Below are 22,778 nucleotides of genomic sequence, written 5' to 3'. Positions count from 1 at the left end.
GGCTGCCTGAACCGGATTATGGTTCGGCCTGGCAGCCTGAATGCAGCTCACTCCGCGGCCGCCCGATGCTGCTGACGATCACGCGCCGTCCCTCCTCGGCGCGGCCGCATACGGTGAAGCTCCCCATCTGAAGGGCTCCATTGGTGCGCTGGGTCGTGCCTCGGGGCAGGTACGAGACGTAGTCCCGAACCGGTGAATTGCCGCTGACCTGGACGTTTTCCAAGTTCGGGGCAGCATGCCCGATCAGCGGATCTTCGGCGGCTCTGTTTCCCGTGCTTCCTCGATCCGCAAACCAGATCCAGCCATCTGCCCAGACGCCGTTATCACGGCAGGTCTCGCCGTCGCTGGACGGGCACAGGGTGACGCGTTCGTTGCGCTTGAGCGCCTCGCTTCGCGCCAGGTGCATGGCGTTGAGCAGGCTATTGGTGGCGCCGATGACGCGCTGGCGCTCGAGCATCTGGCTGAAGGCCGGGGCGGCCAGCATGGTCAGTATGGCGAGCACGCCAATAGTGACCATCAGTTCGATGGCCGTGAGGCCTTGGTGGCGCATCGCTTCTCCTCCCTGAGATCGCGTGCAAGCCCGAGCCTAGACTACCTTGACGCCTCCCACCAGTACTTCTCGGGGAACGGCCCCAGGCGGATGTTGCCTATAGAATGGGCGCGCGCCCTCGGCGGGCGCCCTATACGGTTCAAGTACGGGTTGGAAGGAGCCAATGGCGAAGAGTGTTCAGGCGATGGAGCAGGCGGATCTGCTGGACCTGCAGCAGCGGGCGGCGCGCAAGGCGCGGCTGGATATCACGTTCCGTGACGAGGCGCGTTCGGGTGCGCTGACGCCCGAGTTGCAGGTGATTCCGGCGGGCGAGTGCGAGATCGGTTCGGACGCCTCGGAGTACGGACATAAGGAGCACGAGTCGCCGCGGCGCTATGTGGTGCTGGAGAAGCCCTTTGCCCTGGGTCGCTTTGCCGTTACGCGCGAGGAGTGGGATGCCTTTGCCGAGGCGACGGGCTGGGATACCTGGGACTGGCTGGTGTGGCCAAGGACGCCGCGCACGCCAATCTTCAACATCAAGCCCGCGTCGATCCAGCAATATCTCGAATGGCTGAGTGAGGAGACCGGCAAGCGCTATCGCCTGCCCACCGAAGCCGAGTGGGAATACGCCTGCCGGGCCGGCACGCGCACGCCTTTTGCCTTCGGCGAGGCGGTTGGCTGCCGCGATGTGCACTTCAACTCCCTGTTCCCCTACGAGGAGCGTCGCCAGCGCCGCAGGTGGTACATCCCGGCCTGCTTCCCGCTGTCCCGTCCTCTGGATGTCGGCAGCTTCCAGCCGAACCTTTGGGGGCTGTACGACATGCATGGCAACGTGCAGGAGTTCACCTCCACCCCCTGGCATGATGACCACGCCAGCCTGCCGCGCGATGGCGTATACCGTCGCGACCCGGACAACGAATGGGTCGTGGCCAAGGGTGGCTCGTGGTTCGACCCGGCCGTAAATACCCGAAGCGCCGCCCGGCGCCGCCGCAACATCGACGAGATGGATACCAATCTCGGCTTCCGCGTCCTGCGGGAGCTGGACGATTAGGCGCTCAGGTTGCCTGAGCGCGATGCGTTTCGCTTTGCTCAACGCATCCTACGGTTGGGGTGTGAAGCGTAGGATGCACTGAGCGCAGCGAACTGCACCATTAGTTTGCCGTTTACCGTTAAGCGTTATATTCTGTTTCCATGATCAGAAGCTTTCGGTGTAGGGAAACCCGGGCGCTGTTCGAAACGGGCAGGAGTCGGCGTTGGTCGAACGTTCGACCAATCGTGGAGCGCAAGCTGATTCAGCTTCAAGCGGCGGAGACACTGCAGGATTTGCGGTCTCCGCCGGGGAACCGGCTGGAGGCCCTGTCTGGCGACCGCGAAGGGCAGCACAGCATCCGAATCAACGCCTTGGGAAACACTGATCAATGTACGCACTCGCGCTCGAGTCGCTTTTGCGTGCGAACAAGGCGCGGTGACTGCCGTGCAGTCATTCTGCACAAGGGAGCCGCAACGCAGTGCGCGCGCAAAAGCGGCCGAGCCCCTGTGGGGTTGGTGCCCCCTGTTCCCCGATCCTGCGTTGCGCCGCTTGGCCGTAGAATGGCTACGGCGCTACGCGCCGCGCCTTGTTTCGGAAAACAGAGGGCACCAACGCGAGTGCGTACATTGATCAGTGTTTCCCTGGTGGCGCATCTGTTTCCGGTGGACGGACGAAGGTCCCGAGGATGTGGAGATCGTCGATTACCACTGAAGGGTTCCGGAGGGAGGTTAGACCATGAGCACAAGCGGTATGCGACCCATCCATCCAGGCGAGGTCCTGCGCGAGGAGTTTCTTGCCCCGTTGGATCTCAGTGTGAACGCGCTTGCTGGGGCATTGCATGTTCCGACGACGCGCATGAACGACATTGTGCGCGAGCGTCGTGGCATTTCGGCTGACACGGCCATGAGGCTGGCGCGTTATTTCGGCACTTCCGAGCGTTTCTGGCTGAACCTCCAGCTCGAGTATGAACTGAGGCAGGCGCAACTCGAACTTTCGGAACGCGTGCGTCGTGAAATTGAGCCGCGGGCGGCTTGAGTGGCGGCAGCGAGGGCGCGGGTGGACATGAGGTCGGCGTGGGGTGCGCTGAGCGCAGCGAATTGCACCGTCTCGACGTGAGACTGCTCAGTTTTCCCTACAGCCAACGAGCGAGCCAGAGGCGCAGGCGCAGCTCCAGGGGCGGGGCGTAGCCCTGCTTGCGGAAGACGATCTCGCCATCCGGGTTGATGATGAAGGTCGCGGGTACGCCACGGACGTTGTACTGCGAAGCGAGCTCGCCCTGCGGGTCGTTGATCACGGCCAGTTGGCGCTCGCGTTCGTTCAGGTGCTCCAGTACCTCTTCCGGCGTGCCGGACTGCATGGCCACCGTGAGTACCGGGTGGCTCTGCGACAGGCGCACGATCTCGCCTTCCTCCAGGCGGCAGATCGGGCACCAGCTGGCCCAGAAGTGCAGCAGCATGGGCTCGTCCGCGTAGTCCGCGAGCGTTACTGGCGTGCCATCCAGTAGCTGTGCCTCGAACTCGGGCGCCGGGCCCTCGACCATGTCGCGCGCCATCCAGGCACGCACGGCCAGGAAGATCACCAGCGCGATCCCGATCTGGATGCCCCAGCTCAGGGCGCGGCGGCGCCGGGAGGGCTTCGGGCGTTTCGGTTTTTCGGGGCGGGTCTCGGTCAACGGATCATCTCGGCCTGTCCGGGGCGGGCGCGGGTCCCGCGTTTTTTCGGGCCCTTGCGCACCGCGATGCGCACCAGTTCGTCCTCGTCATCCATCAGTTGTTCCCGCTGGGCGTCTGTCAGCAGTGGATTGCGCGCGACGAAGTAGCGCAGGTTCGGGTCGCGGTCGTTCACGCAGGCCTCGACCTGTTCCGGCGTCAGATCGGGCCGCTTGGCGCAGTTCAGGCGCACGGTCTGGTTGGGGTCGGCCAGCAGCAGGGCGACCTCCTCGGGTGTGAGGTCCATGCGGCGGGAGAAGTAGGCCTTCACCTGGGCGTGCTGGTCGCGCACCAGCAGCGGTCGCCAGTGCGCCTCGAGGTTCGCGGACAGGGCGAGGTCCATGCGCTCCTCGAATGTCATCGCCTTGTATTGCTGCTTCAGGTCGGTCATGGCCGGCGCATTATAGGCGCCCGGGTTGGGATGCGCGGGGACGCCCCCACAATGTGTAGGAACGACAGCGCCCGCGAGCCTGTCGTACTATTAGTTAACGATAATCTACCCCGTATGCCGGGGTGAGAGGACCCATGACTGCACCGGTGGCCGAAATTCCGATCTTCCAGGTTCCGCGCACGGATCACGTGACGGCCTCGCTGCATGCGCTGACCGATGCCCAGCGCGACGAGTTGGTGCGTCGTATCAAGCGCCTGCTGATCGAGCGCAACGCGGTGCTGGTGGCGCATTACTACGTCGACGAGTCCCTCCAGCGTCTGGCAGACGAGACCGGCGGCTGCGTGTCCGATTCGCTGGAGATGGCCCGCTTCGGCAAGGAACATCCGGCCGAGACGCTGGTGGTGGCCGGGGTGCGCTTCATGGGCGAGACGGCCAAGATCCTGAGCCCCGAAAAGCGTGTGCTGATGCCGACGCTGGAGGCCGAGTGTTCGCTGGATCTCGGCTGTCCGGCCGACGAGTTCGCGAAATTCCGCGCCCAGTATCCGGACCACACCGTGGTCGTGTACTCCAACACCTCGGTGGACGTAAAGGCACAGGCCGACTACGTCGTCACCTCCAGCATCGCCGTGCCGCTGGTCGAGCATCTGCGCGACCAGGGCAAGAAGGTCCTGTGGGCCCCGGACAAGCACCTGGGCGACTATATCCGCCGCACCACCGGTGCCGACATGGTGCTGTGGGACGGCTCCTGCGTGGTGCACGACGAATTCCGCTCCTGGGCGCTGGAGGATCTGCGCGGCCGCCATCCCGGCGCGGCGGTGCTGGTGCATCCGGAGTCCCCGCGCGAGGTCATCCATCAGGCCGACGTGGTGGGCTCCACCAGCCAGCTGATCGCGGCGGTCAAGAACCGCCCGGAGCAGGAATTCATCGTTGCCACGGACAAGGGCATCTTCTACAAGATGCAGCAGGCGGCCCCGGGCAAGACCCTGATCGAGGCCCCCACCGGCGGCCACAGCGCCACCTGTACCAGCTGCGCCCACTGCCCGTGGATGGCGATGAACGACCTGGTCTCGCTGGCCGAGACGCTGGAAGACACGGCGGAACCGGCGAAGAACGAGATCTTCGTCGACGAGACCGCGCGTCAGAAGGCCCTGGTGGCCACGCAGCGCATGCTCGACTTCGCCGCCGAACACCGCAAGGCCACCGAAGGCGACGCCTGACGCGGCGTCCCTGCAGGAGCCTGCTTGCAGGCGAATGCGGCTGCCAGAGTCGGACGCGGGCAGGGGCTTCGCCTGCAAACAGGCTCCCACGGTGGGGTGTGTGGGGCTAGCGGTCGTTCAGCCAGGCGGCCCACTGGGAGTGGGTGGAGACATCCACGCCGTCGGCCTTGGCGGCCTTTTGCAGGTGGGTCTGCAGGTCGGCCATCAGGTCGGAATCCATCAGCTCGGGCGCCAGCGTCAGCTGCGCGTGCAGCGTGCTGTAGACGAGCTTGAGTTCATTTGTCGGGTACTGCGACCAGTCGAGGTGGGCCATGGCGTCCGTTCTCCGTTTCGATCAATTGGCTTATAGCCTGACGGTGGCCTGCGGTGCCATTCAAAAGCACCTGCTAGGGAAGCACTGATTAATGTACACACTCGCGTTGGCACCCCAGGTTTTCCGAGACAAGGCGCGCCGTGCAGCGGGTAGTGGTTCTACCCGCAAGCGGCGCAACGCCGGATCGGGGAACCTGGGGTACCAACCCCGAAGGGGCTCGGCCGCTTTTGTGCGCGCACGGCGTTGCGGTTCCCTTGTGCAGAATGACTGCACGGCGGTCACCGCGCCTTGTTCGCACGCAAAAGCGACTCGAGCGCGAGCGTGTACATTGATCAGTGTTTCCCTGGGGAGTGGAGATGTATAAGCGCCGTGCGCGCCTGCTGGTGGCGGCGGAACGGCCGGATGGACGCGCTGCGCGCGTGGCAGAGCTGGCCGCGGCGGCCGAGTTCGAGGACTGGATCGAGGTGCGCCCGGCGCGCGCGATGGCCGAGGTGACGGACGCCGATCTGGCCTGGGCCGATCTGCTGGTGGCGGTCGACACGGCTGCGGCCCGCGCCATGCCGGCACATCGTCCCGCGAACTGCCGGCCGAAGTACTGGCAGCTGCCCGGCGAGACCGGGGCCGATTTCGACTTGCAGACCCTGGAGGCGCTGCGCTGCATGGTGGGTGGTATGCGCATGCTGGCGCGTGTGGATGCTGCCGGGGACGATGACGGGGAAGGCGGTCACGCGTAACGGATCGCGTGTTGTCGAGACGCCGCGTTGATGTGAGTGCCCGGGGGTGCCCCGAAAGATCGCCACGGCGCTGCGCGCCTCGCGATGACAAGTGCTATTCGGGGTGGTACGGGACGGGCGCCCGGGCGTGCAGCTGGGCCAGGTGGTCCTCGTAGAGGGCCCAGATGCGCGGGGCGATCGCGCCGCGCGAACCGGGGTAGGTCAGGCGGTCGGGGTTGAAGGTGGCCAGGCGCTCGATCTCGGTGCAGCGCAGTTCTTCGCTGACCACGTTGAAGATCAGGATCTGTGTGCCCTGGTCGGCGATCGGCAGCAGGGCCCCGATGATGCCGGTGTCATTAAGCCCGGGCTCGCCACGGGCGTCGCCCAACTCGGCCGGCGGGCGTACCAGCGTGCCGAGCAGCTCCTGGTAGGCCTGGCCGCAGGCAAAGCAGATCTCCGGTGCACGCAGCCCCTGCACGCGTTCGCAGGCCTGGCGTACGGTGTTGTCCGGCAGCGCCATGCGCGCTGGCGGGATCGGGATGCGGTTGCTCTCGCCATTGGGCAGCAGGCGCGGGACCGCCTCCTGGCAGGAGGGGCAGCGCCAGGTGGCGACCCGCGGGCCGTCGATCACGTTGCTGGGCGGCATGCGGTGGCCATGGTTCGGGGTGTGTGTTCAGTATACGGCGGGCGCGCCCGCCGCGCGGGCAAGCCCGCTCCCGTACGGTCGCTTCGGCCGGCCCGCCCCGGCGGGTGCGTCAGCCGTAATAGTCCGGTTCGTTGCCCGGGCGCCATTTGATGTTGCAGCCGAGGCTTGGGTGCTGCGGGTCGGGGGCGGGCTGGCCCGCCAGCAGGGCATCGCTGGCGGCGCGCAGGTCACGCCCGGTGACCGGGGTGTCGGAGCCGGGGCGGGTCTCGTCGAACTGGCCGCGATAGAACAGCTTGCGGTCGGCGTCGAACAGGTAGAGGTCCGGGGTGCAGGCCGCGTGGTAGGCCTTGGCTACGGACTGGTCCTCGTCCAGGCAGTAGGGGAACTTGTAGCCGAAGCGGCGGGCGTCGTCGCGCATCTTGTCCGGGGCATCGTCCGGTACCGCCTGGATGTCGTTGGAGTTGATCGCGATCACCGCAATGCCCTTGTCCGAGTATTCGCGGCCGTAGCGCGCGAACTCGTGGCGGATCAGTTGCACGAACGGGCAGTGATTGCAGATAAAGGCGATCATGTAGCCTTTCGCGTCGGGAAAACTGTCGAGGCTGATGGTGTCGCCGGAGACGACGTCCGGCAGGGAAAAGTTCGGGGCCTCGGTGCCCAGTTCAATCATCTGCGAGGGGGTGCGGGCCATGGTTGCTCCGTTAACCTGTGATGGGGGATTCGGGCGCCGATTATACGGATTGGGGCGGGGCGGATTAATCCGCATCGCCCGAAGGACAGCTTGAAACCATCCGGACGCGGCGCCAGTCTGGATAATACTTGAGTCATGGAGTCGGGAATATGGGCTGGGTCACGGGGACCGTGCAGGAGCGCAAACAATGGACGGACCGCCTCTTCTCGCTGCGGGTAGAGGCGGATGTGGAGCCGTTCAAGGCCGGGCAGTTCAATCGGCTGCGCCTGGAGATTGACGGCGAGCCAGTCGCGCGCCCTTATTCCTATGTGAATGCCCCGGACGAGACCCCGCTGGACTTCTACCTGATCACGGTGCCCGAGGGCCCCTTGTCCAACCGGCTGGTGCAGCTGGAGCCCGGGGACACGGTGGAACTGATGCCGCGCGCCACGGGGTTCTTCACGCTGGACGAGCTGCCGGACAGTCGCGATCTGTGGCTGCTGTCCACCGGTACCGCGCTGGGGCCCTTCCTGTCGATGCTGAAGACCGACACGCCGTGGCAGCGTTTCGAGAACATCCGACTAATCCACGCCGTGCGCAAGGCGGAGGAACTGACCTACCAGGACACGATCCGGCAGTTCCAGGAGCGCGACCCGAAACAGTTCCAGTACATCCCCTTCGTCAGCCGCGAACCCTGCCCGGGCGGGCTCGAGGGCCGTATCCCGGCCGCGATTGCCGAGGGTCGCCTGGAGCATCACGCCGGCCTCAAGATCGCGCCGGAGCACTCGCAGTTGATGCTGTGCGGCAACCCGGCAATGGTGAAGGATACCGCCGCCATCCTCCGCGAGCGCGGGCTGGAGAAGAACCGCCGCCGCAAGCCGGGGCAGATCACCACCGAGAACTACTGGTAGAGCCTCGCTCATGGTGTAGGAGGCCAGCCCTCTGGCCGATGGGGTTTTGCCTGCGTCCGATCGGCCAGGGGGCTGGCCTCCTACAAGTCGTGTCGTGCGCCGAGGTTAATCCAGCAGGTTGGCGGCCCAGGCGTGGATCAGTCCGGCGACATAGCGGGTGTGCTCGGGGCGCGAGAGCAAGTGGTCGGTCTGGTGCAGGGCGACAAAGCTCTTGGGGTGGTGGGCCTGCTGGAAGATCTTGCGGGCATGATCGACGCTGACCACGGTGTCTCCGGGGGCATGCAGCAGCAGTAGCGGCTGCGTCATGCGCTCCAGCGCGCCGTCCAGTGTCGGTTCTTCGATCGAGTCCAGGAAGGGCTGCCCGATCTCGACCGGGCGGCCGCCGATATTGACGCGCGCGAAGCCTTCGCGCTGGATGGTCGCAGCGATGTCACCGAACAGATGCGCGACATGGCCGGGCCGGCTGGGGGCGGCGATGGTGACAATGCCGCCCAGTTCTTCGCGCTGGCTGCCGACATGGATGGCCATGGCCCCGCCGAAGCTGTGACCGATCAGGAGGTCAGTGGGCTCGCCGGTTGCCTGCTGCAATGCGTCCAGCGCCGCGTTCAGGTCCTCGCAATAGGTGTCGAGCGTGCTGTCGCGAAAGCGTCCGTCGGAGTCGCCCAGCCCGGCGAAGTCGAAGCGCAGCGTGGCGATCCCCTCCTCCGCCAGGGCGCGCGCCAGGCGCACGGTCGCGGGAAAGTCCTTGGAACAGGCGAAGCAGTGTGCAATGCAGGCCTGGCCCAGTAGCGGGCCTTCGCTGGGCTCTACCAGAACGCCGTTCAGCTGGATGCCACGCGGGGTGTCGATGGGCAGGCTGGTGTTGCGGATGGCCATGGGCGCGGGATGGTCCGGGCGGGGTGGGTCTGCGATGATACGCGAGCTGAATGTATCTCGTGACCCGCACAAACAATTAAGGAAACACTGACTAATGTACACGCTCGCGTTGGTACCCCAGGTTTTCCGAGACAAGGCGCGGTGCGCAGCCGGTAGTGGTTCTACCGGCAAGGGCCGCAACGCCGGATCGGGGAACCTGGGGTGCCAACCCCACAAGCCATTGAAAGCAGGGGCTCGGCCGCCCGTTGTTATCGAAAACGGGCGCGGGAACGGCGTTGCGGCTCCCTTGTGCAGAATGACTGCACGGCAGTCACCGCGCCTTGTTCGCGCGCAAAAGCGACTCGAGCGCGAGCGCGTACATTAATCAGTGTTTCCTTAAGGAGGGGCTGTTGGAGACGGAGAGTCAGATTCGTGCACGACTGGCGGAGCTTGAGTCCGAGCATCGGGCGCTGGATTCCGCGATCGCGGTGATGCACGAGCAGCCTGCGCCGGATGCCTTCGCGATCCAGCGGCTAAAAAAGCGCAAGCTCCAGCTGAGAGACGCCATCCAGCGGCTGCGCAGTCGCCTGATCCCCGACCTGAACGCCTGACTCATCGCCGAAAAAGAAAACGGCGCCCGCAGGCGCCGTTTCCGTCCATCGTTTGCTGCTTTGCAGCCGTAAGCGGGTCTAGCCCCAGATATCCTGGGTGATCCCGGCGTACCAGGCCCGGGTGAACGCGGCCTCACGCTCGCGGAAGCTCGAGGTCTCGCCCGAGGGGCTGACACCGCCGGCCCCTTCGACGCCAGCCTGTGCCCCATCCTGGTACTTGTACACGGCCGCCACGCTGATCCCGTGTTCCGGGGTGATCAGGCTGTAGCAGGTGTTGGCCGAGGAGGGATCGATCGGCTCCTGGTCCATCAACTCGCGCACGATCGCCGCGGCGACGATCTTGCCCTGGTTGTTGGCCGAGTGGCCGGACTTCGGCATGGCGCCCGCCACGCTGGCATCCCCCAGCACGTAGATGTTGTCGTCCATCTCCGACTTGAAGGTCCGCTGGTCCACCGGGACCCAGCCTTCGTCGTTGGTCAGGCCGACGTCGTGGGCGATCTGGCCAGCACGCTGTGCCGGGATGAAGTTCATCACGTCCGCGCGGACACGCTCGAAGCCGGCGTCGGCCCGGGCGGTCATCTCGCCGACGTCGATTTCCTCGACCAGGCCACCATCCGATGCAGCACGCCACTCGATCATGTCGCCGTAGTGCATCTCCCAGCCTTCTTCGAACAGGCCCTGCTTGGAGAAGTTGTCCTTGGCGTCGAGCACGATGATCTTGGAGCGCGGTTTGTGCTCCTTCAGGTAATGCGCGATCAGCGAGACGCGCTCGTACGGCCCCGGCGGGCAGCGGAACGGGTTCGGCGGGGCGACCATCACGAACACGCCGCCGTTCGGCATCTCCAGCAGCTGCGAGCGCAGCATCTCGGTCTGCTCGCCAGCCTTCCAGGCGTGCGGGATCTTTTCCGCGTCGGCCTCTTCAATGCCGGGCATGTCGTCGTACTTGAAGTCGATCCCCGGGGACATGACCAGCTTGTCGTACTGCAGGCTGTCGCCGCTTTCGAGGCGCACGGTGCGGTTGTCAGCGTCCACGCCGACGACCTTGTCCTCGATCACGTCGATGCCGTCGCGGTCGCGCAGGTTGTGGTAGCCGTGCGTGATCGAATCCATGCTCTCGAACCCGCCGATCACCCAGTTACTGCCGTAGCAGGTGACGTAGGTGGCATTGGGTTCGACCAGCGTGACCATCATGTCCGGCGAGAACTGCTTGAGGTAGCGTGCCGCGGTGGCCCCGCCGGAGCCTCCCCCGACCACGACCACATGGGCCTTGGCCCCGTTGCGGGCTGCGTGCGGTGCGCAACCGATACCGGTCAGTGCAGCTGCACTGGTAATCCCGAAGGCCTTCAGGAAGTGGCGTCGAGTAAAATTGTGCATTGTTGTAATCCCCCCGTGATCAGAAGCGCGCGAAGTAGACCGACATCGCTTCGATCTCTTCGTCCGTGTAGCCCTTGGCGTGACGATCCATGATGGTCGCGTCACGGTCGCCATCGCGGAATGCGCGCATCTGGCTCTGGATGACCTCTGGCGAGATTCGGCCCAGATCGGGCACGCCCTTCTCGGCGCCAGCGGCGTTGTGGCAGGCCTTGCAGGAAGCGGCCATCAACTGGCCACGGGTGATTTCGTCATTGTCGGCGATTGCCTGGGATGTGGTACCAACCATCGCCAGCGAGGCCACAAGCCCCGCCACGAACAAACGTGATTGCTTCATGGTAACGGACTCCTCCGTCTCAAAGTGGCTTTCTGGTAGGCGACAGTCTTCTGCGTACTGCCTGACTCCTCGCACCCGGTGCATTTGCCGGGCTGGGCCGTACTTCCAGGTTCGTTGGCCTGGAGTTGCACCTGATCGTGTGATGGAACGATCATTGTGTGGGATATAGCACAACCTATCTATCTTTTCGATGCCTTGAGAAGGCATCTGCAGCAGGAGACAGGCCATGACAGGGGAACGTCGGCGCCATCCGCGCATCCCGATGACCGTCGAGGTGGTGGCGGAATGCCGTGACGGGAGCCAGGTCAGACTTACGACGAATGATATCTCCGGTGGCGGGGCTTTTCTGGCCTGGGAGGATCGGGGGCAGTCCGGGATCAGCCTCCTGAAGGAGTTGAACCCGGACGATGAGCTCATGCTGCAGGTATTCGGTCTGCTCGGGGATGGTGGCGAGCCGCCACGGGTACGGGCCCGGATCGTCCGTGTGATGGAAGACGGGGTCGCAGTACAGTTCGACCCCTCCGCACTGGGGACGTGATTGCTTCTCCCGTCGGGCGGGGGCAACGGTTCCCTACTCGGCGGCCTGCATCTGTTCCAGGCCGGCCTCCCATTCGTCCGCAATCATCGGATTGGCAATCAGGCGATGGGCCGTGTCCGGGCTCCAGTCGTCGCGGGCATCCTCTAGCGCGCTTTCCCATTCTTCGGCCTCGTAGTCGCCACGCCCTAGCGCACTGAGCGCCTGCAACTCCGCCTGGTATTCCGGTCCGAGCCCGCTCAGGGTGCCTTCCAGCTCGCGCAGCGTCAGGTCACCGGCGTGATCCGCCAGGACCTGCATGGCCCAGTCATCGTCCGAGGTGTCGGGGTTCGAGTCGGGGAACACGACCTCCTCCTTGGCGTGGAACTCCCGCGCCGCCTGGATCAGGCGGGCCAGGGTGTCGTCCTCGATGCCCAGGGGGGAGGCCATGGCCGGGTCAGTGCGCCGTGCTGCGCTCCTGGGCGAGTACCCAGGGGGCGGCGACGATGGCGGTAAAGACGGGGTTGTTCGCCGCCCAGCGCCGCGCGTCGTCATCCGTCGCGCGTGCGACCTGATCACTGGCCAGCCATTCGCTGACCTGATGCGTGGCATCGTCGCGAAATGCGCGCGCCACCTCGATCAGGTCCAGCTCGGGGGCCACGCGAATCACCACGCCACGGGCGAAATGTGGCATCAGTTCGTCCCAGCGCAGGGGGCCGGCTTCTTCCTCCAGGGGTACCTCGGGTTCGGAGGAGGCAGGGGCTTGAGTCATGACGGGAACATCCAGTTTCAGATAACGTTCAGGCTAGGCCTATAGCCTTGTAGCTGCAAGAGTTTGTTCGCCCACACCATCACGGAGACTACCGCTATGCGCCCCGGACCGGAGACCGTTGCCAAAGGCGGTGGCCGGAGACGCCGAATCATCGGCGGCGCGGGTGTGCTCGGGCTTCTGCTGGCGGCCCTGATGGTGCCTTTCGCGGCTCAGGCCCAGTTCATCACCGAAGACCCGCGTGCGGCCGTCTGGACACTGGACGAGGCCGTGTCACGCGTCGAGGCCAACTACCCGGGCCGGGTCCTTTCCGCACGCGAAGATTTGACCGAGTACGGGAATCGCGTGTTTATCGTGCGTATCCTGACCGACAGTCAGCAGGTACGAACGATCAAGATCGAGGAGGGGGCGGAGCTCGACCCATGAATCTGCGCGTGGTGGTGATCGAGGACGATCTGGCTCTGCGCAGCCAGATCGCCGAGGAGATGGAGAACAACGGCTGCCGTGTGGATACCGCCTCGGACGGCGACACCGGCCTTTACCTGCTGACCGAGTACCACTGCGACATCGCGGTGGTGGACCTGGGGCTGCCCGGCATGGATGGCCTCGACGTCATTCGCAAGGCCCGTGAGGTGAAGCCGCAACTGCCCATCCTGATCCTTACGGCACGCGACCGCTGGCAGGACAAGGTCGAGGGGCTCGAGGCCGGGGCCGACGACTACCTGACCAAGCCCTTCCACATCCAGGAGCTGGTGGCACGCCTGCGCGCCCTGGCGCGGCGCAGCCTGCAGGCCGGCCGGGAACGGCTGGAATTCGGGCCGCTGGTGATCGACACGGCCACCGATGACGTCCGCCTCCATGGCGAGCTGGTTTCCCTCACCACCTTCGAGTACCGCCTGCTGCTGACCCTGGTGCGCCAGCCCGGGCGGGTGCTCAGCAAGGAGACGCTGGCGGACTATCTCTACGAGCATGACGAGGACCGCGAGAGCAACGTGATCGAGGTGCTGATCGGGCGCCTGCGCCGCAAACTCGATCCGGACGGCAGCCTCGGACTGATCGAGACCCTGCGCGGTCGGGGCTACCGCTTCGCCCGCGAGGCGGATACCGAGACGTCGTCTGGTTCCACCCGCGGCGCCTGATATTGCGCACGGTCCACGCCAGTCCCGTGTTCGGAACCCCATGAGACGCCCTCTGCGCCAAATCCGCAGCAGCCTGACCCTGCGCCTGGCGCTGGTCGCTGGGGTCACCGTACTGGTGTTTTCCCTGCTCACGGCCTGGGTGTTGGAGGCGGCCTTTCGCGACAACGCGGCAGATGCCGTCGAGACTCGCCTGGAGGCCCAGGTACTGCTGCTGATGGGGCTGGTCGAGGTCGTCGGGCGCAACGAGGTACGCGTCCCCGAGATGCTGCCCGAGAGTCGGCTGCAACTGCCCGCCAGTGGCCTCTACGCCCGCATCCTCGGCCCGGACGGGCGCACGCTCTGGCGTTCCCCCTCTGCGGTGGGGGTCTCCCTGCGTGACTGGTCGGAGGATGACTTCTTTGCCTTCAGCCTGCCCGTGCAGTGGGAGCTGGACGGCGGCCAGGTCGGACTGACCTTCCAGATACTGGAGGACCGCGAGGCATTCGAGGAGCAGGTCGAGCAGTATCGCGTCAGCCTCTGGCAGGGGCTGATGACCATGACGATTTCGCTGATCGTCGCGCTCGGGCTGGCGCTGTGGTTCTGGGGGCTGTGGCCGCTCCGCCGCGTGCAGGGTGACCTGGAGGCGCTGCGTCACGGGGACTATGGGCGATTGGAGGGCCCTTATCCGACCGAAGTGCAGGCCCTGACCGGGAGTATCAACGACCTGATCGAGTTCGAGCGTGCACGTTTGACTCGCCAGCAGAATGCCCTGGCCGACCTGGCGCACAGTCTGAAAACCCCGATCTCCGCGCTGCGCCTCAACCTGGAAAGCCAGAACCCCGACCCGGAAGACATGCGCCGCCAGGTCGACCGACTGCAGGCGATCGTGCAGCACCAACTCAGCCAGGCGCAGCGCCTGGGTCCCGCGCCCTTCCAGGCGCCCGAGCCTTTGAACCCCATCATCGAACGAACCTGTCAGGCGCTCGGGCGGCTTGCCAGCCAGCAGGGGGTGGATCTGGACAGTTACCTCGAGCCGGGTTGTGCCCTGCGCATGGAGCCTGGTGCCATCTTCGAGCTCCTGGGCAACACCCTGGATAACGCAATCCGCCACGCGACCAGCCGGGTATGGATCTCGACGCAGTGCACAGCGGAGGCGGTGACCCTGACCATCGACGATGACGGGTCCGGGATCGCGCCGGGGGATCGTGCCCGCGTGCTGGAGCGGGGTGAACGAGCGGATGTGCGCAGCGATGGCGAGGCCGGTCAGGGGCTGGGGCTAAGCATTATCCAGGCCCTGGTGCAGGACCACGGTGGCGAGCTGTATATCGAGCAGGCCCCGGAACTGCACGGGGCCCGCATCCGCATGGTGTTCCCGGCATCGTAAACGGGGTGGCCTGTCGTGCCGGATGATGCGTTTCGCTGCGCTCAACGCATCCTACGACAGACAGGAAGGGCTGTAGGATGTGTTGAGCGCAGCGAAACGCATCGCCCCGGGCCGAGATCAGAGCCTCAGGTCTTCCATGGATAGAGACGGCGATTCGCCCAGCACCCCTGCACGCACGAGTGCCGCCGCCCCGCACGCAAACGTCCAGCCCAGATGGCCGGACCCGGTATTCAGGTGCAGGCCCTCGATGACGGTGGGCCCCAGGACCGGCGTGCCACGGGCACTCATCGGGCGCAGCCCGGTCCAGGGCGCCATCGTCTCCCAGTCGAAGGTTGCGGGCAGGCCAGTCAGCGTGCGCCGGCACTGATCGAGGACATTGGCTGCGCGTTCGGCATTCAGGTGGCGGTCGCGGCCGGCGAACTCGGCGGTGCCGGCCAGGCGCAGGCGCTCCCCCAGCGGGGTCATCACCACCTTGTTGGCGTCATCGATCAGCGGCAGGTTCAGGCGGCAGTCGGCGTCCATCGGCAGGGTCAGCGAATAGCCCTTCACCGGGGCGACGGGGAGATGCAGTCCCAGCGGGCGTAGCAGGTCCGGGGCGTGGTAGCCGTTGGCCACCACGCAGGCCGCCGCCGCGATCGGCCCTTCGGAGGTCTCCACCGCGTCGATCCGGCCGCGGTGGGTGCGCAGGCGTCGGACGGTGACGTTCGGGTAATAGCGGATGCCCCGGCGCTGGCCGATCGCGAGCAGTTGCTCGGTGAAGCGGGCGGCGTCGCCGATCGCATCCCCAGGGAAGAACAGCCCGCCGCACAGGCGGTCGCGCACCGGGGCCAGCGCCGGCTCCTCCGCGATGATGCGCTCCACGTCCCAGTCCTCGAAGCGCACGTCCTCATCAGTCATCGCCTCGCTGGCGGCGCGGTTGTGGGCCTGGCTGGCCGGGTCCTGGAACAGCTTCAGGATGCCGCAGCGGCGAAAGTCGAAGTCCAGCCCCTCGCTCGCCAGTTCCCGCTGCAGGCGGTCGATCTCCCGGAGCGAGAACGCGGCCAGCCGGGCATTCAGGCGGGTGTGCTGCTCGAACAGCGAACGGCGGCTGTTCCAGAGAAAACGCAGGCCCCACCCGGCCAGCCCCGGCAGCGCGCGCGGGCGCAGCAGGAGCGGTGACTCCGTGCGACCGAGAAAGCGCAGCAGGTCCAGGCCGACGCCGGGGGTGTTCCAGGGCTCGGCGTGGCTTGCGTGCAGCATGCCGCCGTTGGCCTGGCTGCAGCCGGTCGCGGGGGCAGGGCCGGCATCCACCAGCACGACCTCGGCCCCGGCCTCCTGCAGGTACCAGGCAGAGGTCACGCCGATTACACCGGCCCCGATCACGACTACGCGCATCCGTTGCTTCCTCTGTCCAGATTGCTTATTGGCCGCTTGCCAGTCGTTGGATCACGTCGGTGTATTCGCGTTCCAGCCGCTTCGGTGACACCTTCTCGCGGGTGCCCAATTCCTGGGCGAACTGCGAGACGCGAAACTCCTCGATGCGGTAGCGAAAGGCGAGCACGTCGGGGTGGTCCGGCGCCCGCGCGATCAGCTCCTGTGCCTGCTGCCACAGTGGCTCGACCGCCACGCGCCGGGCGCGGTCCTTGTCCGGGGCCTGGGTCAGGCGTTCCAGGCGCTTGTCGATCGCCTGCAGGTAGCGTGGCAGCTCGGGCAGCACGTCGTGCGGGGTGCGCAGCAGGAAATCGGCCGGGACCAGTGCTTCGAGCTGCCCGCGGATGTCGCGTGCCGCCTCGATCCAGGACAGCGGCAGATCCCCCTGCAGCCGGGTGCGCAGATCATGCCAGTGGCGCAGGATCTCGGCGGCCAGGCGCGAGAGCTCCATCACCGTCGGCGAGAAGTCGGGCAGGCTGGCCTCCAGGCGTTCTTGAAAGGCCTCGGCATCGCGTGGCCAGGGCTCGGCCAGGAACACGCGGTCGGCCGCGGCCTCCAGGATCTGGTCGCGCAGGGCCTCGCAGCTGCCCAGCGTCGAGTAGTTCAGGCAGGCGCGCTCGATCTCCGGGAGCTGGCGGCGCAGGTCGCGGGCGGTCTTGCGCGCGCCCAGCAGGAACAGCCGACGCAGGCCCGCACGGTGGGCGCGCGTGGCCCGGGCCGGGTCCGGTTCCAGCTCCAGCGAGACGGCGTCGCCGCGATCGACCAGGATCGGGAAGGCGCGCAGCTGCGCCCCCTGGTGGTCGAACTCCACACTCTCCGGCAGTGCGCCGAAGTCCCACTCGGTGATCCCCTCGCGGGTGATCTCGTCCGGGCGGCTGGCGTCGAAGTGGGCCTCGGCGCTGTCGCCCAGCCGGCGCTTCAGCGCGGCCAGGTCACGGCCGCTGGCCTGCTCCTGGCCTTCCGGGTCGAGGATGCGGAAGCGCATCACCAGGTGTGGCTCCAGGTTCTCCGGGCGCCAGGCATCCAGCGGGATCTCGGTGCCGGTCATCGCGCGCAGGGCCTCGGCCAGCGCCGGGATCAGCGGGCCCTGGCGGTGTTCGATGCGCGCCAGCGCCGCCTGCGCGAAGTCCGGCGCGGGCACGAACTGGCGGCGCAGGCCCTTGGGGAGGCTGCGCAAGAGGCCGGTCACGCGATCTTCCAGCAGCCCCGGCACCAGCCAGTCGCCCAGCCAGTCGGGCACCGCGTTCAGCGCCGCGATCGGGATGGTCACGGTCACGCCGTCGTCCGGCTGGCCGGGTTCGAAGCGGTAGGCCAGCGGCAGGCGCAGGCCCTCGACCTCCAAGTGGTCGGGATAGGCCCCTTGCGGGAGCGTGGTGTCCGGCTCGTTCAGGAGCTCCGCGCGGTCGATCCGCAGGGCGTCGGGGTCCCGCTTCTCGGTCTTGCGCGCCCAGGTCTCGAAGCTCGTACCGTCGGTGATCTCCGACGGCAGGCGGGTGTCATAGAAGTCGAACAGTCGATCCTCTTCCACCAGCAGGTCGCGCCGGCGTCCGCGTGCCTCCTGCTCGGCGATCTCGGCCACCGCCTCGCGGTTGGCCTGCACCCCCTTCGAGCGGGTGCGCAGCTCGCCGCCGACCAGGCCCTCGCGAATCAGGATACGCCGCGCCTCGGCCGGGTCGTGCCTGGCGAAGTCCACCGGTTTTTTCGGTGCGACGACCAGGCCGTACAGGGTGATGCGGTCGAAGGCCCCGACCCGCCCGCTGCGACGCTGGAAGTGCGGTTCGAAGATGTGGTGCTTGAGCAGATGCGGCGCCGCGGCCAGGATCCAGTCGGGCTCGATGCGGGCGTTGTCGCGGGCATAGACGCGGGTGGTTTCGGCGATCTCCGCGCTCATCACCCAGGCGGGCTTCTTCTTCGCCAGGACCGACCCGGGATGGATCTGGAAGCGGCGGTTGCGCGCGCCCAGGTAGTCGCCACGCTCGGTCTTCTGCCCGATCTGGCTGACCAGCCCGGTCAGCAGCGCGCGGTGTACGGGCTCGGCGTCGGCCGGCGGGTGGTTCGGCTTCAGGTTCATCTCGCGGGCCTGGCGCAGCAGCTGTACGCGCAGCTCCTGCCACTCGCGCATGCGCAGGAAGTTCAGGAAGTGTTCGCGGCACCAGCGCTTGAGCGCATTCGAGCCAAGGTCCTCGCGCGCGGTGTGCCAGGCCTCCCACAATCGCAGCATGCCCATGAAGTCGGAGCCCTCGACCTGGAACTCGCGATGGGTCTGGTCCGCGGCCTGCGTGGCCTCCGCCGGGCGTTCGCGCGGGTCCTGCAGCGACAGGAAGGCGGCGATGGTCGCGGTCTCGGTCACGCAGCCGTGGTCGGCCCCGGCCAGCAGCATTGCGCCGTGGCGCGGGTCGATGGGCATGCGCGCCAGCTGGCGGCCGCGCGGGGTGATGCGCCCGCGCGCATCCACCGCGCCCAGCTCCTCCAGCAGGCGGTAGCCGTCCTTGACCAGGCGCGGGTCGGGCGGGTCCACGAACGGGAACTGGCGCGGCTGGCCGAGCTTCAGCGCGGCCATCTGCAGGATCACCGAGGCAAGGTTGGAGCGCTGGATCTCCGGGTCGGTGAACGGCGGGCGCAGGTTGTAGTCGTCCTCCGCGAACAGCCGGATGCAGATACCGGGGCCCAATCGCCCGCAGCGCCCGGCGCGCTGGTCGCAGGCGGCCTGCGAGATCGGCTCCAGGCTCAGGCGCTGGACCCGCGAGCGCCAGGAGTAGCGCGAGACGCGGGCCAGCCCCGAGTCGATCACGAAGCGGATGCCGGGGACGGTCAGCGCGGTCTCGGCGACGTTGGTGGCCAGCACGATGCGCCGGCCGGCGTGGGACTGGAAGACCCGCGACTGCTCGCGCGCGGACAGGCGCGCGTACAGCGCCAGGACCTCGGTGTCGGCGCGCACCTGGCCGCGCAGGGCCTTGTGGGCGTCGCGGATCTCGCGCTCGCCGGGCAGGAACACCAGGATGTCGCCGGGGCCGGCACGCTCGCATTCGGCGACCGCGTCGCGGATGCCGTCGAACAGGTCGCGCTCGCCACGGCCGGGGGCTTCGTCCCCGCCCTTGTCCTCGGCCGCGTCTTCCGGCTCGATCGGGCGGTAGCGCAGCTCCACCGGGTAGGTGCGTCCGGACACGGTCAGGATCGGCGCGTCGTCGAAGAACGCCGACAGCCGCTCCGGGTCCAGCGTCGCGGAGGTGATAATGATGCGCAGTTCCGGGCGCTTCTTCGACAGGCGCTTGAGCACGCCCATCAGGAAGTCGATGTTCAGGCTGCGCTCGTGCGCCTCGTCGACGATCAGGGTGTCGTAGGCGCGCAGCTCCGGGTCATGCGCCAGCTCCGCCAGCAGCATGCCGTCGGTCATCAGTTTGACCCAGTTGTTCGGCCCGGTCTGGTCGGAGAAGCGCACCTTGAAGCCGACGGTGGAGGTCGCATCGCCTCCCAGTGTGGTGCCCAGCTCCTCGGCGATGCGGCTGGCGACCGAGCGTGCGGCGATGCGGCGCGGCTGGGTGTGGCCGATCAGCCCGGCCTCGCCGCGCCCGGCCTCCAGGCACAGCTTGGGCAGCTGGGTGGTCTTGCCGGAGCCGGTCTCGCCGCACAGCACCAGCACCGGGTGTTCGCGGATCGCGGCGACAATGCGCTCGCGTTCGGCGTGGATCGGCAGGTCGCCGGCGTAGGTGGGCTGCGGGCGCAGGCGTTCGCGTTCGGCGGCGCCCTGTTCGGCGCGCGCAAGGCGTTTGGTCAGGGTGGAGACGAGCCGGTCACAGGGCTGGCCGCGTTTGTGCCGCTGGCGGGCCCGGCGCAGCAGTTCGCCCAGTTCGCGGCGTTCGTTGCCCTGCGGCAGGGCCTCCACGGTCCTCGCCAGCGCGTCCAGGTCCGGGCCGGCCGTGGCCATCAACCGTCCCGGTGACGCAGGCGCAGGGCCTCGATGTTCTCCGAGCGCAGGCGGTCCAGGGCGCGGTTGACGTCGTCCTCCTGGGTGAAGGGGCCGACAAAGACGCGGTGCCAGGTCTCGCCCTCGATCTGGACCTCGTGCACCTGCGGGCTCAGGCCCAGCAGGGAGATGCGGGCCTTCATCTCGTCGGCCTGTTCGAACCGCCGGAACGACCCGATCTGCAGGATCACCGGATCGCCCTCGGCCGGGGAGGCCGGGGGCGGGACCACCTGATCTTGCGGGACTTCGCGCTCGGCACCGGGGACGCGGACCTCGTCTTCGGGCAGCAGCTCGTAGTAGCGAAACCGCGGCTCGTCATCGGTGGGCAGGCGCTCCGGCTCCGCCGCGGGTGCACGCTCGGCCGGGGTCTCCGGTTCGCCGAACAGGGCGCCGATGTCGGGCGAGCGATCGGCTCCCTGGAGGTAGAGTACGGCGGCGATCCCCAGCCCGATCAGCAGGCCAGCGAACATCCAGGCCCAGCCCGGGATCGGTCGCGAGGCGCGGGCGGGGGTCGTCTTGCGGCGCTTGCGGCGGGCCTGGGCCATGGGCTACATCCGTTCGGGGGCGGTGACGCCGAGCAGGCGCAGCCCATTGTGCAGCACCTGCTTGATGCCGGTCAGCAGCGCCAGGCGCGCGCCGATGACGTTGGCGTCCTCGGCATTCAGGAATGGCACGGCGTTGTAGTAGGTATGGAAGCCGGCGGCCAGCTCGCGCAGGTACTGGGCGATCTGGTGCGGCTCGCAGGCCTCGGCGGCTGCCGCGATCACCTCGGGGAAGCGGTCGAGCCGATCCAGCAGGTCGTCTTCCTGCGGCTCGGTCAGGCGTGCGGACAGCCCGGCGTCGTCCAGCGCGCTGGCGGTATGGCCGCGCTCGGCGGCGGTACGCAGCACGCTGGCGATGCGCGCATGGGCGTACTGGATGTAGTACATCGGGTTGTCGTTGGACTGCGACTTGGCCAGGTCCAGGTCGAAGTCCAGGTGCTGGTCGCAACGGCGCTGCACATAGAAGAAGCGTGCGGCATCCGATCCGACCTCGTCGCGCAGTTCGCGCAGGGTGACGAACTGCCCGGCGCGGGTGGACATCGGCAGGCGCTCGCCCCCGCGGTAGAGGATCGCGAACTGCACCAGCAGCACGTCGAGGCGGTCGGCCTCCAGGCCCAGGGCCTGCAGGGCGGCGCGCACGCGCGGGACGTAGCCGTGGTGGTCGGCGCCCCAGATGTTGATCACGCGCTCGAAGCCACGCTGGAACTTCTCGCGATGATAGGCGATGTCGGAGGCGAAGTAGGTGTAGTCGCCGTTCTCGCGGCGCACCACGCGGTCCTTGTCGTCGCCGTAGTCGGAAGAGCGGAACCACAGCGCCCCGTCCTGCTCGTACAGCGCGCCGTGTGCCTCGAGATCCTGTACCGCGGCATCGATCGCGCCGGAGTCGGCCAGGCTGCGCTCGGAGAACCAGCACTGGTATTCGACCCCGAACTCGCGCAGGTCGTCGCGGATGTCTTCGAGGATCGCGTTCAGGCCGCAGTCGAATACCGTGCGGTACAGCTCCGGGCCCAGCAGTTCGCGGGCGCGTGCGATCACCGCGTCGATGTAGACCTCCTTGTCGCCGCCGGCCGGTTCGTCCGGCGGCAGGTCGCGGGTCACGGCCTCGGCCGGATGCAACGCCTGTTCGCCGATCTGCGCGGTCAGGGCCTCGGCGACCGGGTAGATGTAGTCGCCCTGGTAGCCGTTGGCCGGGAACGGGACCTGCACGCCGTGCTGTTCCAGATAGCGCAGCCAGACGCTGGCGGCGAGGATGTTCATCTGCCGCCCGGCGTCGTTCACGTAGTACTCGCGGGTGACGTCGAAGCCGCAGAAATCCAGCAGGTCGGCGACGGTGGCACCGAAGGCCGCGCCGCGGCCGTGGCCGACATGCAGCGGGCCGGTGGGGTTGGCGGAGACGAACTCCACCTGCACCGGGCGGCCGTTGCCCACGCTCGAGCGGCCAAAGTCGGCGCTCTGGGTGGCGATGCGGCCCAGCACCTGAGTGCGGGCATCTGCGGCGAGGCGGAAGTTGATGAAGCCGGGGCCGGCGATCTCGGTACCGGCCAGGCCGGGCACCTCGGGCATCGCGGCGCACAGGGCCTCGGCCAGGTCGCGGGGCTTGGTCTTCGCCGGGCGTGCGAGCTGCATCGCCAGGTTGCTGGCAAAGTCGCCGTGCTCGCGGTCGCGGGCACGCGTCACCTGCACCTCGACACCGTGATCGGCGGGTACGCGGCCATCGGCCACCAGGGTCTCCAGGGCGGCCGCGAGGGCCTGGGTAAGGGCGTCTTTCAAGGGA

At 67.4% G+C, this 22,778-nt stretch carries 25 protein-coding genes and 1 pseudogene; 11 read left to right on the top strand and 15 right to left on the bottom strand.

The genetic code is table 11. The annotated features are described in order from the left end of the window. Window positions 1-16: 16 nt before the first annotated feature. Window positions 17-550, bottom strand: a complete 534-nt coding sequence (locus C995_RS0100775; protein ID WP_018863112.1) for a Tfp pilus assembly protein FimT/FimU — start codon at window positions 548-550, stop codon at window positions 17-19. Window positions 551-713: 163 nt separating this feature from the next. On the opposite strand from C995_RS0100775, the gene C995_RS0100770 reads away from it, so the two are divergent. The 3 genes and pseudogenes from C995_RS0100770 (at window position 714) to C995_RS0100765 (ending at window position 2,594) form a co-directional block, all read left to right on the top strand. Next, window positions 714-1,580: a formylglycine-generating enzyme family protein gene (locus C995_RS0100770; protein WP_018863111.1), complete on the top strand. Its 867-nt coding sequence runs from the start codon at window positions 714-716 to the stop codon at window positions 1,578-1,580. A 140-nt stretch (window positions 1,581-1,720) separates the two neighbouring features. After that, window positions 1,721-1,930 (top strand): annotated as a pseudogene (locus C995_RS13750) (type II toxin-antitoxin system RelE/ParE family toxin); the annotation flags it as partial. 364 nt (window positions 1,931-2,294) lie between these two features. Beyond that, a complete protein-coding gene (locus C995_RS0100765; RefSeq protein ID WP_019592239.1) occupies window positions 2,295-2,594 on the top strand; it encodes a HigA family addiction module antitoxin in 300 nt (99 codons plus the stop codon). 97 nt (window positions 2,595-2,691) lie between these two features. On the opposite strand, the gene C995_RS0100760 is transcribed toward C995_RS0100765, so the two are convergent. Next, window positions 2,692-3,231, bottom strand: coding sequence for a protein disulfide oxidoreductase (locus C995_RS0100760; protein ID WP_018863109.1), 540 nt, complete (start codon window positions 3,229-3,231; stop codon window positions 2,692-2,694). Continuing rightward, window positions 3,228-3,659, bottom strand: coding sequence for a hypothetical protein (locus C995_RS0100755; RefSeq protein WP_018863108.1), 432 nt, complete (start codon window positions 3,657-3,659; stop codon window positions 3,228-3,230). The genes C995_RS0100760 and C995_RS0100755 overlap by 4 nt, the downstream gene beginning before the upstream one ends. A 134-nt stretch (window positions 3,660-3,793) precedes the next feature. Here C995_RS0100755 and nadA point away from each other — a divergent pair, with 134 nt between their 5' ends. Next, complete coding sequence (nadA, locus tag C995_RS0100750; protein ID WP_018863107.1) at window positions 3,794-4,876, top strand: quinolinate synthase NadA; 1,083 nt, start codon at window positions 3,794-3,796, stop codon at window positions 4,874-4,876. Window positions 4,877-4,982: 106 nt separating this feature from the next. Here the strand turns inward: nadA and C995_RS0100745 are convergent, their stop codons facing one another. After that, window positions 4,983-5,189, bottom strand: coding sequence for a hypothetical protein (locus C995_RS0100745; protein WP_018863106.1), 207 nt, complete (start codon window positions 5,187-5,189; stop codon window positions 4,983-4,985). 356 nt (window positions 5,190-5,545) lie between these two features. Here C995_RS0100745 and C995_RS0100740 point away from each other — a divergent pair, with 356 nt between their 5' ends. After that, the gene (locus tag C995_RS0100740; protein ID WP_018863105.1) at window positions 5,546-5,923 is read left to right on the top strand and encodes a hypothetical protein; all 378 of its coding nucleotides are present in this window, start codon (window positions 5,546-5,548) and stop codon (window positions 5,921-5,923) included. Window positions 5,924-6,017: 94 nt separating this feature from the next. On the opposite strand, the gene C995_RS0100735 is transcribed toward C995_RS0100740, so the two are convergent. After that, complete coding sequence (locus C995_RS0100735; RefSeq protein ID WP_018863104.1) at window positions 6,018-6,548, bottom strand: hypothetical protein; 531 nt, start codon at window positions 6,546-6,548, stop codon at window positions 6,018-6,020. A 109-nt stretch (window positions 6,549-6,657) separates the two neighbouring features. Then, complete coding sequence (locus C995_RS0100730) at window positions 6,658-7,239, bottom strand: thioredoxin family protein (protein WP_018863103.1); 582 nt, start codon at window positions 7,237-7,239, stop codon at window positions 6,658-6,660. A 149-nt stretch (window positions 7,240-7,388) separates the two neighbouring features. Here C995_RS0100730 and C995_RS0100725 point away from each other — a divergent pair, with 149 nt between their 5' ends. Further along, complete coding sequence (locus C995_RS0100725) at window positions 7,389-8,129, top strand: ferredoxin--NADP reductase (protein WP_018863102.1); 741 nt, start codon at window positions 7,389-7,391, stop codon at window positions 8,127-8,129. 105 nt (window positions 8,130-8,234) lie between these two features. Here the strand turns inward: C995_RS0100725 and C995_RS0100720 are convergent, their stop codons facing one another. Then, the gene (locus C995_RS0100720; RefSeq protein WP_018863101.1) at window positions 8,235-9,005 is read right to left on the bottom strand and encodes a carboxylesterase; all 771 of its coding nucleotides are present in this window, start codon (window positions 9,003-9,005) and stop codon (window positions 8,235-8,237) included. Between the two features lie 389 nt (window positions 9,006-9,394). Between C995_RS0100720 and C995_RS0100715 the strand changes: the two genes are divergently transcribed. Next, the gene (locus tag C995_RS0100715; protein ID WP_018863100.1) at window positions 9,395-9,595 is read left to right on the top strand and encodes a YdcH family protein; all 201 of its coding nucleotides are present in this window, start codon (window positions 9,395-9,397) and stop codon (window positions 9,593-9,595) included. Between the two features lie 78 nt (window positions 9,596-9,673). Here the strand turns inward: C995_RS0100715 and C995_RS0100710 are convergent, their stop codons facing one another. Beyond that, window positions 9,674-10,969, bottom strand: coding sequence for an NAD(P)/FAD-dependent oxidoreductase (locus C995_RS0100710; protein ID WP_018863099.1), 1,296 nt, complete (start codon window positions 10,967-10,969; stop codon window positions 9,674-9,676). Between the two features lie 19 nt (window positions 10,970-10,988). After that, window positions 10,989-11,303 (bottom strand): c-type cytochrome, encoded by a 315-nt coding sequence (locus tag C995_RS0100705; protein ID WP_018863098.1) that lies wholly within the window; start codon window positions 11,301-11,303, stop codon window positions 10,989-10,991. 226 nt (window positions 11,304-11,529) lie between these two features. Here C995_RS0100705 and C995_RS0100700 point away from each other — a divergent pair, with 226 nt between their 5' ends. Next, on the top strand, window positions 11,530-11,841 hold the full coding sequence (locus C995_RS0100700) for a PilZ domain-containing protein (protein ID WP_018863097.1): 312 nt from the start codon (window positions 11,530-11,532) through the stop codon (window positions 11,839-11,841). 33 nt (window positions 11,842-11,874) lie between these two features. Here C995_RS0100700 and C995_RS0100695 read toward each other — a convergent pair whose 3' ends face one another. Next, on the bottom strand, window positions 11,875-12,267 hold the full coding sequence (locus C995_RS0100695; RefSeq protein WP_018863096.1) for a DUF3775 domain-containing protein: 393 nt from the start codon (window positions 12,265-12,267) through the stop codon (window positions 11,875-11,877). A 7-nt stretch (window positions 12,268-12,274) separates the two neighbouring features. After that, window positions 12,275-12,589: a DUF2288 domain-containing protein gene (locus C995_RS0100690; RefSeq protein WP_018863095.1), complete on the bottom strand. Its 315-nt coding sequence runs from the start codon at window positions 12,587-12,589 to the stop codon at window positions 12,275-12,277. Window positions 12,590-12,685: 96 nt separating this feature from the next. Here C995_RS0100690 and C995_RS0100685 point away from each other — a divergent pair, with 96 nt between their 5' ends. Genes C995_RS0100685 through C995_RS0100675 form a run of 3 tightly spaced genes read left to right on the top strand, consistent with a single transcriptional unit; the run spans window position 12,686 to window position 15,088 of the window. Continuing rightward, window positions 12,686-13,012: a PepSY domain-containing protein gene (locus C995_RS0100685; RefSeq protein ID WP_018863094.1), complete on the top strand. Its 327-nt coding sequence runs from the start codon at window positions 12,686-12,688 to the stop codon at window positions 13,010-13,012. Further along, window positions 13,009-13,725, top strand: a complete 717-nt coding sequence (locus C995_RS0100680) for a response regulator transcription factor (protein WP_018863093.1) — start codon at window positions 13,009-13,011, stop codon at window positions 13,723-13,725. Before C995_RS0100685 ends, C995_RS0100680 begins: the two co-directional genes overlap by 4 nt. Window positions 13,726-13,765: 40 nt before the next feature. After that, a complete protein-coding gene (locus C995_RS0100675; RefSeq protein WP_018863092.1) occupies window positions 13,766-15,088 on the top strand; it encodes a HAMP domain-containing sensor histidine kinase in 1,323 nt (440 codons plus the stop codon). 117 nt (window positions 15,089-15,205) lie between these two features. Here the strand turns inward: C995_RS0100675 and C995_RS0100670 are convergent, their stop codons facing one another. The 4 genes from C995_RS0100670 to argS are packed head-to-tail and all read right to left on the bottom strand — an operon-like array spanning window position 15,206 to window position 22,774. After that, complete coding sequence (locus tag C995_RS0100670; protein WP_018863091.1) at window positions 15,206-16,462, bottom strand: FAD-dependent oxidoreductase; 1,257 nt, start codon at window positions 16,460-16,462, stop codon at window positions 15,206-15,208. A gap of 25 nt (window positions 16,463-16,487) precedes the next feature. Further along, window positions 16,488-20,423, bottom strand: coding sequence for an ATP-dependent RNA helicase HrpA (gene hrpA, locus C995_RS0100665; protein WP_018863090.1), 3,936 nt, complete (start codon window positions 20,421-20,423; stop codon window positions 16,488-16,490). Beyond that, window positions 20,423-21,007, bottom strand: coding sequence for an SPOR domain-containing protein (locus C995_RS0100660; RefSeq protein ID WP_018863089.1), 585 nt, complete (start codon window positions 21,005-21,007; stop codon window positions 20,423-20,425). Before C995_RS0100660 ends, hrpA begins: the two co-directional genes overlap by 1 nt. 3 nt (window positions 21,008-21,010) lie before the next feature. After that, on the bottom strand, window positions 21,011-22,774 hold the full coding sequence (gene argS / locus C995_RS0100655) for an arginine--tRNA ligase (protein WP_018863088.1): 1,764 nt from the start codon (window positions 22,772-22,774) through the stop codon (window positions 21,011-21,013). Window positions 22,775-22,778 lie beyond the last annotated feature (4 nt).

It is taken from the genome of Thioalkalivibrio sp. ARh3 (genome assembly GCF_000377265.1).
GTDB classification, from domain to species: domain Bacteria; phylum Pseudomonadota; class Gammaproteobacteria; order Ectothiorhodospirales; family Ectothiorhodospiraceae; genus Thioalkalivibrio; species Thioalkalivibrio thiocyanoxidans.
Note: the sequence above shows the minus strand (reverse complement) of the source record. Positions and strands in the feature narration are given on the sequence as shown.